The sequence below is a fragment of the Anaeromonas gelatinilytica genome, from assembly GCF_016820635.1.
GTDB classification, from domain to species: Bacteria; Bacillota; Clostridia; order Tissierellales; family SIT17; genus Anaeromonas; species Anaeromonas gelatinilytica.
This window is the reverse complement of record NZ_WSFU01000137.1, coordinates 1-15,453: the sequence shown is the minus strand read 5'-3', so window position 1 is coordinate 15,453 and position 15,453 is coordinate 1. Positions and strand designations below refer to the sequence as shown.

The window sequence follows — 15,453 nt, the reverse complement described above, 5'->3', positions numbered from 1 at the left end:
AATTTAACATCATAAATAATTTTGTTGCTTTGTTATTTTTTTATCGTTTTCAGTATATTCCAAAATTTTACTGATGTCAAAATAATATAATTGTTTAATTTTCAAGCTCTATACCATTTTATGTTTCATGTATAGTTTACAATTTTAAGACAATCTAAATCTGTATAATAACCTACAAAAAAGTCTTATCTAGAAAAAAAGTGTAAACTATACTTAAAAATAAAAAAGTTACTTTAAATGATTAAAAATCATCCAAGCAACTTATACTCATTAAAAATATTTATCTATTAAATAATTGGAGTATCGAATACAATTTTCCATTGAAACCGTACTCATAATTTCACCTGCTAAAAAAATATTATTTTTACCCTGCATCGATTCCATTTTTTCATAAAATCCCTTTTGTAATACATACGAATCAACATATGGACCTTGTTTCCAATTTTTAAACTGGTATAACTTCGGATCTTCAATTCCCAACTTTATCAAATCATTTTCTAATAATTTAAAAGATTCTAAACTAGAAAGTTTAGGATGATTATAAGCATAAACAGTTAATAATCCTTCATCTTTGACTGAATCCCAACGAGAATTCCATATAATAAGGTGACCTCTTCTTTCTCTAGATAAATTTTCTAATACACATCCACATCCTTTTGGGAGATTCTTCCCGATAAAAGCATAGACAGTATAATCTTGATATTTAATACATTCCAAAAAATCTTTCATTTCATTATCATCAAAAAGATCAATAAATTGTTCAATGGGAGATGTAATGATAACACGATCAAATTCAAGTTCCTCAAACTCTGTACAAACATATAATGTATTATGATTTGACAAATTAATATTTTTTACATTTTGTCCTAATCTTAAATCTTTAATACTTTGACCTAAAGTCTTAACTAGAGATGTCATTCCATATTTCCGTGTAAAAAATTCAGGCAACTCTATAAAAGACATTACAGTATCATAACTTAATATACGTAACACATAAATCGCTGGGACTTCATCTATATCTCCCAATCCATAGCTAGTAAAATGATGCATATAAATATTCTTTAAAACACTAAATTGATGAATATCACACCATTTTGAAAACGGTAACATTAATGGTGACTCAATATTTTTAATATTAATCTTCTCTAAAGATTTATAATCATCCAAAACATCGGGTAAACGATTAATTTCTTCAAGAAAATCCCCTAATGACTCCTTCGGAATTTGCATGATTTTATTACCATTTGTATCATAATTTACTCGACACAAAATTGGACCATCAATCTTTATATTTAATGTTTTTATAAGATATTGTAAATTCTTTTGAACAGGCAAACCAAAAAGTGCACCCAACTCATAGGATTTACCCTTATACCAAATAGTATACAGTTTACCACCTATTCTGTTTTCTCTTTCAAAAACAGTAACATTTTTATAACCTTTTTTTTGTAAATTTGATGCCATAACAAGACCAGAAATTCCACCACCAATTACTGCAACTCTACAATCTACTTTATTCATTTTCATCAACCCATTTCTTTTGATTAAACAAAGCTAAAAACCAAAGAGGCAGCATATCAAAATCTACATTATTTTCAATAGCTCTTTCAAGAATAATCTCTGCTGGCGTTTTTCCTTCATTGCAACCTTCTGAAATAATTTTAGAAAAATTGTAATGCCTTAAAAACTTATAAAAAGTTCTTTCCAACTTAGTAAAAGAATTTATATTTATATTAATTCCTATTTTATTATAAAATTCTTTGACTAAGAACTCATTAAATTCATTCATAGAATTCAATAAAGAACCTTCTTCTCTTTCAAAAAAACTATGTTTAATATTTAATTTCTCAATAATTTCTTTATATTTATTACCTTTAACAAAATAAGGAATAAATTCTTTTGTTTTTTTAGTAATCAAATAATCCATTTTTAAATTAAATATCTTAAGTAAATACATAATCTTAATCTCAAAGAAATACCAAATATCTATATCTTGCTTTTTATTGTACAACTTCACAACACCCAATTTAGAATAAACATCATACAAACTATATTGATAAACTTTTCCAATTCCATCAAATCTTCCAATAAAATCAATACGCTGAATCACAAAATGACATGGATAAATTGGTTCTTTATCCTTATCAAAAGGTAATTTAGATTGTTTTTTCTCTTTTTTCACATTTAAATTAGAAAACTTGTTTTTAGAATATGTAATTCTTTGAGCTTTTCTTGATAAATTATGTCGTTTTAAAACATTATAAATTCCAGATTCTCCAATTTCAAAACCTTCTGATTTCAATTCATAATAAATTCTTTTCGGACCATCAGCTGGGAATCGCTCAACATAGGCTAAAATTTCATTCTCAATAGTTTTACTTACCTTATTTGGCATTTTAGGTTTTTTAGGTTCTTTATTCTGTAATCCAGTAATTCCATATTTCTGATAATCTCTATACCAATTATAAAATGTCGTTCTCGAAATACCACAGACTTTACATGTTTGGGAAACGTTATTTTCTTTCAAAGCATGTTTTAAAATCATATATCTAGTATACGCATTAAAACCTTCTGATCTCATAATAAAGCTCCCCCTTTAATATCATTTATTTTTTAATAAAGAACTATAATCTTTTATGAAAAAATAAATAATTCCAGTTAATTTTATTATATCACAAATTCCATTTTTAACCACGAGCCTTTCTCTATACACATTTACATCCATTTCTAAAATATCTTATTATTAAAAAGCAATCTAGTCTTAATTTATGATTTGAATAAAAATAGATAGAAGTATTTTTTTAGTATACCTCTATCTATTCTCCTAATCTACAAATCAAGAGGTCTATTTTGCCATTCTTTAATTCTAGGTATTATTTTGTCAGTTATTTTACTTACCATTTCGGCAGATACTTCTATTCTGTAGATATGATTTAGTTGATCACAAATATCTTTGGTTGACATACCCCTTGCATAAAGTGATATAATCTTCTCCTCAATTCCTGATATATTCCGCACATTTTTAGATACGACTTCAGGCTCAAATTCGCTATTTCTATCCCTTGGAACTTTTATGTCCATGTCTTCAAATGCAGTCTTTACCTTCTTTTCTGTATGTCCATTTCTTCTATTGTCTGTATTTTTATTTAATCTGTCACCTTTTTCATATACCAGTTCCACATCAAACTCTACTTCTAACATTTCCTGTAAGGCATCTTTAAAGATATCTTTTAGATAGGAATGAAGATTCCCTGCTGTCTTTAAATTTCCATCTTTAATCATTTCTCTAAATATTTCTTTTGGTAAAGTTGGCATAATAAAACTCCTCTCTGGTTTCAATTTTATTGTTAATTGTTGCCAGAAAGGAGTCTCATTTTTCACTTAAGCACAGATTTATTTACACTACCTGATATAGACTAATACACTCATTATATAACTCTTTTGAAGAAAAACTGATTTTAAATCTGCTACATTCTTAAGTAAATTGTTTAATTTAAATTTTTCAGCTTTCTTTTTTATAAATTCATATCCAATTATAAGATTCTAAAATACTAATTGAGTTAATTAAATATTAAAATTATAATTAACCAAAAATATAAATATAATTAAATCTTATCTAAATCATTATTAATATATATTCTTACTATTACCATAAAGTAATTTATTCTATAGATACTGTGTTTTGAGATTTATTATAAGTATCTGTAAGTTGCTGTGAAGGTGAATTATAAGGATTTTCCCAACCTTTTTTTACTGCAAGTTTCATTAAGACTGTATGTTCTCCAACTACTTCATTCAAACTTGAGCCATACATTGCTCTTAACTCAGGCGTTGAACTTGCTAAAGTCGCATTCATATATGCATTAGATGCTCCCTTAGCTGATGCAAGCATATTATTTACTATTACTTCATCATTAATATCTGTCATGTTTTTTACCCTATTTCCTAAAAAGTTAGTCATCATTTCATCTCCCCTGTTTCTGTTATTCTATTTTCGTTGATAAACTGCTGTATTCCTTTAATTCTACCTTCCATTGCTAAAATACCAGCCTCAGCTTGTTTCTTTAAGTCTTCATCACTTATTACTCCTTGCATAACCCTAGATACTGCTAATCCATCTTTTTCAGCCTTTAATAAATTTGTTAATGATAACATTTCTGCATCTGAAAGTTTTCTCATATTTTTACCTCCTAATCATTTTTTCACCATTATTATATGCATTTATTTATATATTAAACATTTAATTTATATTAATAATTAATTATATTATTTTATGCTATTATCCTATTTTTTTATTAAATATAGAAGGTTAATATATTTACTTTGATTCTTATCAAAACCTCTACTTAAAAATATTTAATAAAAAATCTACTCATTAAAAAAACTCATTTTATATTTATACAATAAAATGAGTTTTTAACTGCTTCCAAAATATTCAATTCATTATTTTTTTATTATATTAATATTTACAATTCAATTATTAAACATCAATCTGACATTCAATATATCTTTTTTCTGATTTAACCACTAATTTTATCAGATCTTCATAGATTTTTTGCAATAGGTATCTTTCCGCTTCAAAACCTTCCTTAGTATCATTAGAAGTCATTTTAGATTCTACTTCACCTATGATGTCAACTATTTTACCTAAAATCTCCGCATAATCATTACCCACAATCTTTCCTCCTTATCTTTGCATATATACTATAAGTAACTTTTGTTACTTATAGTATATATGCATTTAAATGCGAAATATGTCAAACTGTGTAATGATTATGATTTATTTCTCTCTATAAATATTGCTGTCTATGCTTTAAAATATCTTCTAATATATCTGTAACTAATTCAATTTCATTTGGAGTTAAATTTTTAAGTTTATTATATAAAGCTTTTAAATTATCTGGTTCATCAATTTCATCTAAACTATCTTTTAGCAAATACTCAGGAGAAACCCTAAGTGCATTACACAACTTTACAAATACTGGAATACTTGGATATTTAGCTGCACTTTCAATTTGTCTTACAAATGATGGCTCTATTTTACATACTTCAGCTAATTTATTAGACGTCATATTTCTTAACTTTCTAATTTCCTTCAATCTTTTTCCAAACATAACTTTATTAATTTCCATAATATCACCCGTTTCTTATAGTTTCATTAGTTACTATAAGATTATATGATTGCCTTTTGCCTTAATAGCATCCTTAAGAAACTTAAGTAACTATTAGTAACTTTTATGGAGTCTACTAATTACTTCTTAAATTCTTCATTATCTCATTAAACATAAAATAAATAAGGATAATATTTCATCATTATTACTTCTAAATTACAATTTTGAAATTAAATCTATTAATTATCCTTTCATAATAAAAACTTAATTATACTAAAAAAGAAGCTTTTCAGCTCCTTCTAATAAATAATATCTATATTTTTTATAATCACACATTAAATACTAATAAATTACCTTTGCATAGGCAGAGTGATTATGAATACTTTCATAACTCTCTACTTCAACCTCATAATTTTTTATATTTTTAAATTTATCTAATTTAAGTTTTACATCTCTACACACATCCTCAACAAATTTAGGATGATCAAAAGCATATTCGGTTACATATTTTTCATCTGGTCTTTTTAACATAGCATAAATAGGAGATGACGAGGATTCCTCTGCTATTTTCACTAAATCTTCAATCCAAATAAATTTATCAGTTCTAATAGTCAAAGCCACATTTGCCCTTTGATTATGAGCACTATAATTTGAAATTTCCTTAGAACATGGACAAAGTGTTGTAATTGGAATATTTACAGTCATCTCAGATATAAAATTATCATCTTTAAGCCATGCCTTATAGTCTACTCCCACATCTAAATATGATATCTTTTTAGATACTGGAGCTTCTTTTTGAATAAAATAATCAAATTTAAGATTTATATAACTATTCTTAGCTTCTAATCTATCTCGTATAATTTTAAGAGTATTATCCATATTATTAAAATCTAATCTATTATTATCTTGTATCACATCAACAAATCTCGACATATGTGTCCCTTTTTGACTTTCATCTAAATCAACAGACATACCAATTACAGCCTTTGTTGTTTCCCATGTTCCATCTTTTTTCTTGATATCTATAAAAAAATTTAATTTTTTTATACCTACTTCATTTAAATAAACATTTCTATAATCTTTTTGCTCTTGTACATCTTTCATTAGTATTCTCCATTATATATTATCCCTGAATTTTTTGTTTCCCAAACTTCAATTTCATGCAAATTCACATTTTCTCTCTCAATTAATTTTTCTAGTTTATTCCAGATATATTCTGCTATGTTTTCAGCGGTAGGTTGTTCAATAAAATCATTAATATACCCATGATCAAATTCTACCAATATATTTTCTTTAACCAATTTCTTAAGATCAACAAAATCATAAATCATATCCTCATTATCTTTTCTACCTTTTAATTTAACTACTAATTTATATGTGTGACCATGTAATTTTTCACATTTACCCTTATAATTAATCAAATTATGAGCTGCATCAAATTCAAATTCTTTGACTAATATCATATTGTACCTCCTATTTTAAATAAGAAAATATTTTATTATCCACTATATTCCTTTGACTTTTTTCCAAATATCTAAAGCTATCAATATATCTTTAACATCATGAATTCTTAAAAATGAAACCTTTTTCTCATAAAAATATAATGATAAAGCAACAGTAGGGCTTAACCTCTCTTCTACATTTAATGAATACAAATCTTGCATAAAACTTTTTCTTGCATAAGATAACAGAATAGGAAAAGGACCTTCATTTAATTCATCAATTCTTTGAAACATTTCCAATGTCTCTTCAGTATTCTTACCATATGGCAATCCTATTCCAGGATCAAATATAATTCTTTTAGTACTTATATCATGATCTAAACACCAATTCCATATTTCTTTTTCCCTTTCTTGTAACGCTTGTATGATAGGTTTATTATGATTTTTATAATCCATAACAACAAAACCAATTGGATAATTTTTTAATGCTTTAATAGTTTCAAAGTGAAACTCATTAGGTTGAAGAATATTCATTATTTTTGCTCCCTCATCTGCACAAAGTTTCATAAGTTCTATTTCATCAGTATCAATAGATATAAGTAATTTTGTATGTTTAGTTAGCTCTTTTAACACAGGCTTTAAAATTTGCCATTGTTCTTCTACTGTTTTCTCCTTTCTACCAGGAAAGAAAGACTGCGCACCTAATTCAATAATATCTACACCTAATTTCTCCAATTCTTCACATCTTTTTAATGCTTTTTCAACAGTATTATAGCGTCCTCCATCATAATAAGAATCATCTGTTATATTTACAATGCCAACTAAATGAGTCTTGTTCGAAGAAATATTAAACTCTCCTTCACGATTAATCATATTAATTCCCTCCCTTTAATTTTTCCTATTCATCAAGACCCAGTAGAATTATATTGTTTTAACCCTTTCACCCATAACATATAAGAAACCACTGTCCATAGCATAATTAACAAAGGAGATAGAGCATAAAATATAGAATTTTCCTTTTCAAAAAGATACTGCATAGGATAATAATTAAAAAAGGCAAATGGTAGTATATAGGTTAAAAATAACTGAAATTTTTGATGAAATATATCTGCTGGATATTGAAAAATATCTTTACCACTATCAGAAAAAAGACTTGCCAACTTGCTCTCTCCTAAAGTCCAAAAACTCCACCCAGCAAAAAATAAAAAAATAGTAAAAAACAAAACTATACCCATGGTAATAGTCAATGCATAAAATCATAGAATGTACCTCCACAATTTTCCTGATTTATTATATTAATTTATTTTTTGAATTAAATCTCAATTAAAAATATAAAAATATGTAATTAATCCTTAGATAATTTTTCTAAAAGTTGTTCATAAAGTGTTATCATAGTTACATTAAAAACAGGATGAATACAATTAGCATTTAATTCTACCATTGGCTCTAATACAAATAAACGGTTTTGTATCTCTTTATGAGGTACAATTAATAATGGTGATTCTATAATTTCATCACCATAAAACAAAATATCTAAATCTATAGTTCGTGGTCCCCAATGCTCTTCACGTTCTCTTCCCAACATATTTTCAATCTTTTGCATTCGTTCTAATAATTCAAATGGAGACAAGTCAGTTTCTACCTCAACAACTTGATTTAAAAAGAGTGGTTGATTGACATAACCATAAGGCAATGTTTCTCTAATTTTAGAACACTTTAATATAGTTATGCCTTCCTCTTTCATAAATTGTTGTGCCTTCTTTAAAAACTTTTCTCTTTCCCCTAGATTACTTCCTAATCCAATATATGCTATCATATCTAAATCCCCTTTTAAAAACATTTTTACTTAAAATAAATCAAAATAAAAGAATGTATAGCATTATGTCTTTTATATTTTTATGTACAAATGTACAAATTAAATAAACATATCATTTCTAAAAGAATTGGTGAATTCACATAAATTTAAGAATTTTGTATAATTATTACAAACTCATTATAACATAAATTTTTTAAATATTTTAATAAAATTATTAATAATTTTATTAACACAATTAAACAACTTCTATGTTTTTAAACTCACTTTAAAATAATTTATCTAAATAAAAATCCCTTAAACTTAGAATTTAAGGGAACAATATCTATTTTTCAACTTTATTTAAATTCTTTTTTTAAGATAGTAGATAACTTTTCACTTAGTATTTTTAATCCTCTATCATTTCGCTGTAAATAAAGATTTGGTTCTATTAACTCTAATTCAAGCAACAAAGGCTTATTGTTATTATCATAAACATAATCAACTCGCATATATAGGGGCTTTTCTTCTAATACATCATAAACTTTTTGTAAAAATAATAAATCTTTTTCTGTAGCAGTTATTTCATTATAAGTACCTCCCCAATGCTTATGAACCAAAAACCCGCCTTCAGCTGGTTTTTTTTGCATAGTAAAAACAGGTACACCTTCAATAACAACAGTTGATCGTTCCCCTGAAGTTTCAATTGATTCTATATAAGGCTGTATCATTACTGACTTGCTTTCAACAATTTTCTTAATAGTTTCTTGAATTCCTTTAAAATCATCACTCTTATATCTATATGTATCTCTACCACTTGCACTGACAACTGGCTTAATAATAACTTGCTGAGAATCAAAATTTATAGATTGCTTATGAAAATCTGATTCAGAATTGATAAATATGGTTGGAACAACCGACACCCCTCTTTTCTGCAAATCCTTCAGATAAAATTTATTACTATTTTCCTTTATAGTCCTATAAGGATTTAATAATAAACATTTACTCTCTATAAAATTCATTCGTTTTAAAAATTCATCTAATCTTTGATCATAATCCCAACAAGATCTTATAATAGCTATTTTAAAAGCAGAAAAATCAATGCTTTCATCATCCCAAGCTACTATTTGCGATGTATGCCCTAACATCATTAATGCTTTTTTTAATGCAATATCATCAGGATTAGATTGTTTACAATATTTTTCACTCACTAAGATGGCGACATCTATCATATTAAACCTCCTTATATCAATATACTATCTTAAATTTATATATACCTATGCTCCCTAAGAAATTTCTCTGATTTTTTCATATTTTTTGCATGCAACACTAGCATATCGATTGATTCTTATTAATTGGGGCTTTTTTTCTAAACATTCTATTGTACTATTCGGGCAACGCTCCGCAAACACACATCCCTTTGCTTTTTTAGACTTTTTCCCTATTCTTTTATTCACTTCAATTCTTTTATTAAAATTTTTAATAGAAAATACTGAATCTAAAAGCATCTGAGTATATGGATGTTTTGCTTCTCTAACAAGATTCCATCCTTCTAGCACCTCAACTATTTCTCCTAAATACATAACATATATCTTATCACATACACTTTCTGCTAAAGCTAAATCATGAGTTATAAATATATATGAAAAATTTATCTTTTTCTTTAAATCTAAGAAAAGATTTATGATTTGCTTTTGAATTGATACATCAAGAGCAGATGTACATTCATCGGATATAATAATGTTCGGTTCGAGACCAATAGCTCTAGCTATAACTACTCTTTGAAGTTCACCACCACTTAATTCATTCGGATACTTTTCTATATAATCTTCACTAAGTCCAACCTTATTTAACAATAATTCAGCATATCCATATGCTTTCTTTTTGTTCATTATTTTAAAATTAATAAAAGGTTCAATTAAATATCTACCTATTTTCATTCTTGGACTAAATGTAGCCAATGGGTCTTGAAGTATCATCTGTACATTTCTATAATACTTTTTAACAGATTGTTTAGAAATATCTGTTATATCCTCTCCTTTATAAATTATCCTACCTTCTGAGGAACTTGTTAAATGAGCTATTATTCTAGCAAGAGTACTTTTACCACAACCACTTTCTCCAACAATGCCAATACATTCTCCCTTTGCTAAATTAATATTAACATTATTGATAGCTTTAAAATTTTTGCCTCTATTATCTTTAAAAATTTTTTGAATATTTTCCAATTGAAGAATTATCTCTTTCTCCATCACTACCATCCTTTCAGTTCAGGTATTGTTTGTAATAACCCTTTGGTATATAGAGATTTAGGTTCTAAAATTACTTTCGATTTATTATCGTATTCTACTACTTCACCATCATGCATAATCATAATTCTATCTGCCATATATGCAGCAAAACCTATATTATGTGTAACAATTACAATACTAGTATCAAATGTATTCCTAAGATCCATCAATTCGTTGGCTATCTGAGTCTGTGTTATTACATCAAGGGCACTTGTTGGTTCATCTGCTAAAATAAGTTTTGGCTCCATAGCAATAGCCATAGCAATAGCAACTCTTTGTTTCATTCCACCACTTAACTGATAAGGATAGGAATTCATAATCCTATCCCCATCATCAAACCCCATTTTTCCTAAAATATTATTAGCTTTTTTTACTGCTTGAATTTTGGATGTATCCCTATGACTTCTAATATTTTCTATAAATTGCTTACCTATTTTCCTAATAGGATTTAGATAAGAACCAGGATTTTGAAAAATCATAGATATTTCATTACCACGAAGCTTCCTCCACTGCTCTTTATGATATTTCTGAATATTTTTACCACAAAATATCATTTCTCCAGAGATTATCTTAGCACCAGGAGAAAGTAGATTGATAATACTTCTTACTAACGTGGTTTTTCCACTTCCACTTTCACCTACTATACTAATAATCTCTTTATAATTTATATCCATATCTATATTTTTAACAGCATAATTTTTATTGTCATATTGGATAGTGAGATCTTTTACTTCCAGTAATTTTTCCATTAATTTTTCAGCCTCCATTCTAACCGTGAACTTCAAAAATAATTATTTCATCTTAATCCTGTCATCAATATAATATATTTCTGATATAAATCTGTGTACTCCATCTACATTATTTCTGGTTACCACTGTACCCTCTTGATAGTATAAGAATAAAGAAGCTACATCCTCCATAAGAATTTCTGATCCTTTTATTCCTAATTTATCCCTTCCATCTTTATCAAAAGTATTCTTTAATTCATCACAAACCTTATCAAGTTCTGGATTGCTATAATTCCCATCATTTCCTGAACTTCCTGTTTTATAGCTGGATTCAAGAAAATATTGAGGATCTGATGTTGGTGCAGAAGTCCATCTTTCCCATAATAAATCAAAATCTCCTGCTTCCACCATATTAGCATAATTCTCAACCTGAATAACTTCAACATCTATGCCTATTTCCTTATATTGAGACTGCATAGATGCACCTATATCTTTAGCATCATTTCCATGATTAGTTCTAGAAACAAATTTCAACACAATATTTTCACCATCCATTTCTCTAATACCATCTCCATTAGTATCAATAAACCCTGCCTTATCCAACAACTCATTTGCTTTATCAGGATCATAAGGATAAATATCATTCCCCGTATAGCCAAAAGAAAGCTTGTCATTAAATGGTCCTTTTGCGGCTACTCCATTTACTATTTGTGTAGCATATGTCTCTTTATCTATACCATGAGCAAGAGCCTGTCTAAATTCTAAACTCTTCATATATGGTTTATCCATATTAAATCTCAATAGAAATACTCGCAAATTTGGTCCCTTCTGTACTATAAAATCATCATTATCCTGAAATAAGCTTAAATCTTTACTATCTATTTGAGTAGCAAAATCAATTTCACCAGATTGTAATGCCATACTTCTAGTGTCAGCATCCTGTATATATTTTACATTAACAACATCCACACCAATATCACCACTCCAATGTTCTTCATGCTTTTCAAGAGTTAAACCCAAATCTGGATTAAATTCAGCCACTTTAAAAGCACCGGTAGCAATAGGTTTATATTTAAAGTTTTCATCATTTGCTACAGATGCATCTACTATAACATATACAGGATCTGCTAACTTATTAAGCAAAGTAGGAGATGGTACTTCTGTTTTAATAGTTAATTTTTGACCTTCTGCTTTTATTGATTCCACAGAGAATTTTACATCATCTCTATCAGATATTTCCAAGACTCTCTCTATAGAATCTTTAACAGCCTTAGCATCTACAGGCTTCCCATTATGAAATTTTACACCTTTTCTTATATCAAAAACTACAGTTTTATCATCAATCTGCTCATAAGATTCCGCAATCACAGGCTTCAACTTCATATTCTCATCAAATTGCACAAGATTTTCACCTATACCACAGCGAGTCAATGTCCATCCATTCCATCCTTCTGTAGGCTCTATATTACTATCTAACCAAAACAAAGCCATATTTAAAGTCTTCTTTGCGTCTTTGATTGCATCTCCACTAATATCCTTTGCTTCTTGAGATTGATCTTGTTGACTACAAGCAATGAATACAAAACACATAAATAAAATTAATATACTAATTAATATCTTTTTCATTTTTACACCCCTTAAATATTTTATTTATATATGCTTAGGGTCAAGTAAATTTCTTACACTATCCCCTAAAGTATTGAATACAGCTACAACAATAAATATTGCTGCTCCAGGATATATCAATAACCAAGGAGCCGTTTGTATATAAGATCTACCTTCATTCAACATATTTCCCCATTCAGGTGTTGGAGGTTGTACACCTAAACCTAAAAATGATAGGCCAGCAAGAGCTAACATCATTCCCCCTATATCTAACGCCAACTGGACAATCAAAGGTGATATAATATTAGGAAAAATATAATGAGTAATAATCTTTATATTACTTGCCCCAATCATTGTTGCTGCGTGTATATACTCTTTATCTTTAACTGCCATAACCAAAACCCTTGTTAGCCTAGCATACTTTGTCCACCAAATAACAGATAAAGCTAATAAAGTATTTTTCATACCAGGACCTAATATTCCCACAATAGCAATAGCAAAAACTATATCTGGAAAGGATAGTACCGCATCTGCTATTCTCATGATTATAGTATCTATAATGCCACCTGACATGCCAGCAATAGTACCAATAATTAAGCCTGAGATGAAAACAATACTTAAAAGTAAAAAAGTAGTTCCCAAAGAAACCCTAGCACCATAAATAACTCTGGAATATATACATCTTCCTACCTGATCAGTACCAAAGGGATATTCGCTACAAGGCTTTTGTAATACATTCTCAAAATCAGTAACTAAAGGATCATGAGATATTAGTAAAGGGGATATAATCGCTAATATAATCATAAAAATAGCTATAAATAGCATTATCAAAAAAATCATTTTTTTCTTTTTTATATTCCCCATTTATTTTTCTCCTTTCAATCTAATTTTAGGATTAAGAATTTGAGTTATAATATCTACAATAAAATTGATAGTAACATAAATTAAAGTCATAAGAATAACATAAGATTGCAATAAAGGATAATCCCTATAAGTTATAGCCTCTAAAGCCATAGAGCCTAATCCCGGCCAAGAAAAAATATTTTCTACTATCACACTTCCTCCTAAAATTAAAGCTATAGATAATCCCAAAAGCGTAATAATTCCTAAAAGAGCATTAGGTAAAATATATTTCATCATTATATAACTCTCCCTTATACCCTTAGCTCTAGCTCCTATAACATAATCTTGAGAATACTGTTCTAATATTGCCTCTCTTATTTGTCTTATATATCTTCCCATTAATGGTATAGCTAAAGTTATAGCCGGAAGAATAACACTTTTGAAAGATGTTTGATTAGTTATTTCAAACCAACGAAGTTTCACAGCAAATATATAAATTAGCATAAGACCTAGCCAAAAAGCAGGAATAGATATTCCTATGATAGAAATACTTCTAATTAAATAATCTAATATTGTATTCTTTTTAACTGCTGATAACACACCAAATATAAATGAAAAAAATATCAAGAAAAATAATGCAACAACAGCTAATCTCATAGTCATAAAAATCCTTTGAGGTAAAATATCAAGCACTGGTTCCCTAGTAGAATAAGAATATCCAAAATCCCCCTTCAATAGACCTTTAATCCAATTTCCATACTGAACTATAAATGAATCATTTAACCCCATATCTTCCCTTGTTCTTTCCAATAATTCTTCAGTAGGAACAACATCATGAGCCGTAAGCATCATCTCAGCAGGATCACTTGGACTGATATACACAAGAACAAATGTTATAAAGGATGTTAAAATCATAACACTAATTAATTGTAAGATTCTCTTTAATAAATAATTTCTCCTAATCTCCATTCACCATTTAATCCTCCTATTTTACATTTAAGTTTTCTATATTAATTTTCCCCTGTTTTAAAATTATGGATTAAAAAAACACACCCTTGATGGAGTGTGTTCTTCATTCATATAGAAATCAAAACCATTAAACCTCCCACCGAAGTTCTATGCAGATAAGTTAAAGGCAGGTCTCCTGGCTCACAATCATCCTACTATTCACCCTTCCCATGTCAAAACAGTGGTTTGTGAATTTCGTCATGCTTACAGTAGCGGGGGCTGCAAAGGTCTTACACCTTTTTCCCTATTATCTCTTTCGAGCACCTCTCACTTCTTTATTTAATTATCTGATAAATAACTATGTACCTAATTAAATACTTTATCAGTTAGCAAAAAAATTGTCAATATTATTTTTTCTAATTTAATTTACTAATGAACTATATTAGTAATACCCTAAAATAGAATATTAATGACTTAAAATCTAGCTAAAATAAAGACAGCCTAAAAAATGAAATCTCATCTTCTAAGCTATCATTAAGATTATATTATACACAATATAGATAAGTTCATTAATTTGATGGTTTAAAGAAAAATAACAACAGTTTTTCTAATTTTATATCCATATAGCTCTACAAACTTTTCCCAATGAACACTAAATATTACGAATTAACTAAACTTCGCCTTATTCTCATT

The 15,453-nt window shown here is 27.9% G+C and carries 17 protein-coding genes, 1 pseudogene and 1 riboswitch; all 18 genes and pseudogenes read right to left on the bottom strand.

What is annotated here, in order from left to right:
- Positions 1–270 precede the first annotated feature (270 nt).
- Positions 271–1,521 carry an FAD-dependent oxidoreductase gene (locus tag GOQ29_RS12995; RefSeq protein WP_203373096.1) on the bottom strand — a complete coding sequence of 417 codons (1,251 nt, stop codon included), beginning with the start codon at positions 1,519–1,521 and terminating at the stop codon, positions 271–273.
- Positions 1,514–2,581, bottom strand: a complete 1,068-nt coding sequence (locus GOQ29_RS12990; RefSeq protein WP_203373095.1) for a helix-turn-helix domain-containing protein — start codon at positions 2,579–2,581, stop codon at positions 1,514–1,516. Before GOQ29_RS12990 ends, GOQ29_RS12995 begins: the two co-directional genes overlap by 8 nt.
- A gap of 254 nt (positions 2,582–2,835) precedes the next feature.
- Positions 2,836–3,315: pseudogene (locus GOQ29_RS12985) on the bottom strand (transposase); the annotation flags it as partial.
- Positions 3,316–3,661: 346 nt separating this feature from the next.
- Entirely contained in the window at positions 3,662–3,964 is a 303-nt protein-coding gene (locus GOQ29_RS12980; RefSeq protein ID WP_350446028.1) for a spore coat protein, read from the bottom strand.
- Entirely contained in the window at positions 3,961–4,179 is a 219-nt protein-coding gene (locus GOQ29_RS12975; RefSeq protein WP_203373094.1) for a hypothetical protein, read from the bottom strand. Before GOQ29_RS12975 ends, GOQ29_RS12980 begins: the two co-directional genes overlap by 4 nt.
- A 301-nt stretch (positions 4,180–4,480) precedes the next feature.
- Positions 4,481–4,675, bottom strand: a complete 195-nt coding sequence (locus GOQ29_RS12970; RefSeq protein WP_203373093.1) for a hypothetical protein — start codon at positions 4,673–4,675, stop codon at positions 4,481–4,483.
- Between the two features lie 115 nt (positions 4,676–4,790).
- On the bottom strand, positions 4,791–5,132 hold the full coding sequence (locus tag GOQ29_RS12965) for a helix-turn-helix domain-containing protein (protein WP_203373092.1): 342 nt from the start codon (positions 5,130–5,132) through the stop codon (positions 4,791–4,793).
- Positions 5,133–5,453: 321 nt separating this feature from the next.
- The gene (gene folE2 / locus GOQ29_RS12960; protein ID WP_203373091.1) at positions 5,454–6,215 is read right to left on the bottom strand and encodes a GTP cyclohydrolase FolE2; all 762 of its coding nucleotides are present in this window, start codon (positions 6,213–6,215) and stop codon (positions 5,454–5,456) included.
- Positions 6,215–6,574 (bottom strand): 6-carboxytetrahydropterin synthase QueD, encoded by a 360-nt coding sequence (queD, locus tag GOQ29_RS12955; RefSeq protein ID WP_203373090.1) that lies wholly within the window; start codon positions 6,572–6,574, stop codon positions 6,215–6,217. The genes folE2 and queD overlap by 1 nt, the downstream gene beginning before the upstream one ends.
- Before the next feature lie 42 nt (positions 6,575–6,616).
- Positions 6,617–7,426, bottom strand: a complete 810-nt coding sequence (gene folP / locus GOQ29_RS12950; RefSeq protein ID WP_203373089.1) for a dihydropteroate synthase — start codon at positions 7,424–7,426, stop codon at positions 6,617–6,619.
- Between the two features lie 32 nt (positions 7,427–7,458).
- A complete protein-coding gene (locus GOQ29_RS12945; protein ID WP_286672884.1) occupies positions 7,459–7,800 on the bottom strand; it encodes an ABC-2 family transporter protein in 342 nt (113 codons plus the stop codon).
- A gap of 98 nt (positions 7,801–7,898) precedes the next feature.
- On the bottom strand, positions 7,899–8,369 hold the full coding sequence (gene folK / locus GOQ29_RS12940) for a 2-amino-4-hydroxy-6-hydroxymethyldihydropteridine diphosphokinase (protein WP_203373087.1): 471 nt from the start codon (positions 8,367–8,369) through the stop codon (positions 7,899–7,901).
- A gap of 335 nt (positions 8,370–8,704) precedes the next feature.
- The gene (locus GOQ29_RS12935) at positions 8,705–9,577 is read right to left on the bottom strand and encodes an ATP-grasp domain-containing protein (protein WP_203373086.1); all 873 of its coding nucleotides are present in this window, start codon (positions 9,575–9,577) and stop codon (positions 8,705–8,707) included.
- A 54-nt stretch (positions 9,578–9,631) separates the two neighbouring features.
- The gene (locus GOQ29_RS12930; RefSeq protein ID WP_203373085.1) at positions 9,632–10,597 is read right to left on the bottom strand and encodes an ABC transporter ATP-binding protein; all 966 of its coding nucleotides are present in this window, start codon (positions 10,595–10,597) and stop codon (positions 9,632–9,634) included.
- A gap of 2 nt (positions 10,598–10,599) precedes the next feature.
- Positions 10,600–11,385, bottom strand: a complete 786-nt coding sequence (locus GOQ29_RS12925; protein ID WP_203373084.1) for an ABC transporter ATP-binding protein — start codon at positions 11,383–11,385, stop codon at positions 10,600–10,602.
- 42 nt (positions 11,386–11,427) lie between these two features.
- Positions 11,428–12,990 (bottom strand): ABC transporter substrate-binding protein, encoded by a 1,563-nt coding sequence (locus tag GOQ29_RS12920; RefSeq protein WP_203373083.1) that lies wholly within the window; start codon positions 12,988–12,990, stop codon positions 11,428–11,430.
- 24 nt (positions 12,991–13,014) lie between these two features.
- Positions 13,015–13,833 (bottom strand): nickel transporter permease, encoded by an 819-nt coding sequence (gene nikC / locus GOQ29_RS12915; protein ID WP_203373082.1) that lies wholly within the window; start codon positions 13,831–13,833, stop codon positions 13,015–13,017.
- The gene (nikB, locus tag GOQ29_RS12910; protein ID WP_203373081.1) at positions 13,834–14,781 is read right to left on the bottom strand and encodes a nickel ABC transporter permease; all 948 of its coding nucleotides are present in this window, start codon (positions 14,779–14,781) and stop codon (positions 13,834–13,836) included.
- A 148-nt stretch (positions 14,782–14,929) separates the two neighbouring features.
- A riboswitch (cobalamin riboswitch) is annotated at positions 14,930–15,103 on the bottom strand.
- Positions 15,104–15,453: the final 350 nt, after the last annotated feature.

Bases quoted from the DNA above. Each gene is read 5' to 3' on its own strand.
- GOQ29_RS12920 (WP_203373083.1), bottom strand. From the start codon at position 12,990: ATGAAAAAGATATTAATTAGTATATTAATTTTATTTATGTGTTTTGTA.
- GOQ29_RS12925 (WP_203373084.1), bottom strand. From the start codon at position 11,385: ATGGAAAAATTACTGGAAGTAAAAGATCTCACTATCCAATATGACAAT.
- folK (WP_203373087.1), bottom strand. From the start codon at position 8,369: ATGATAGCATATATTGGATTAGGAAGTAATCTAGGGGAAAGAGAAAAG.
- GOQ29_RS12975 (WP_203373094.1), bottom strand. From the start codon at position 4,179: ATGAGAAAACTTTCAGATGCAGAAATGTTATCATTAACAAATTTATTA.
- GOQ29_RS12965 (WP_203373092.1), bottom strand. From the start codon at position 5,132: ATGGAAATTAATAAAGTTATGTTTGGAAAAAGATTGAAGGAAATTAGA.
- GOQ29_RS12980 (WP_350446028.1), bottom strand. From the start codon at position 3,964: ATGATGACTAACTTTTTAGGAAATAGGGTAAAAAACATGACAGATATT.
- GOQ29_RS12995 (WP_203373096.1), bottom strand. From the start codon at position 1,521: ATGAATAAAGTAGATTGTAGAGTTGCAGTAATTGGTGGTGGAATTTCT.
- GOQ29_RS12990 (WP_203373095.1), bottom strand. From the start codon at position 2,581: ATGAGATCAGAAGGTTTTAATGCGTATACTAGATATATGATTTTAAAA.
- GOQ29_RS12930 (WP_203373085.1), bottom strand. From the start codon at position 10,597: ATGGAGAAAGAGATAATTCTTCAATTGGAAAATATTCAAAAAATTTTT.
- folE2 (WP_203373091.1), bottom strand. From the start codon at position 6,215: ATGAAAGATGTACAAGAGCAAAAAGATTATAGAAATGTTTATTTAAAT.
- nikC (WP_203373082.1), bottom strand. From the start codon at position 13,833: ATGGGGAATATAAAAAAGAAAAAAATGATTTTTTTGATAATGCTATTT.
- queD (WP_203373090.1), bottom strand. From the start codon at position 6,574: ATGATATTAGTCAAAGAATTTGAATTTGATGCAGCTCATAATTTGATT.
- nikB (WP_203373081.1), bottom strand. From the start codon at position 14,781: ATGGAGATTAGGAGAAATTATTTATTAAAGAGAATCTTACAATTAATT.
- folP (WP_203373089.1), bottom strand. From the start codon at position 7,426: ATGATTAATCGTGAAGGAGAGTTTAATATTTCTTCGAACAAGACTCAT.
- GOQ29_RS12935 (WP_203373086.1), bottom strand. From the start codon at position 9,577: ATGATAGATGTCGCCATCTTAGTGAGTGAAAAATATTGTAAACAATCT.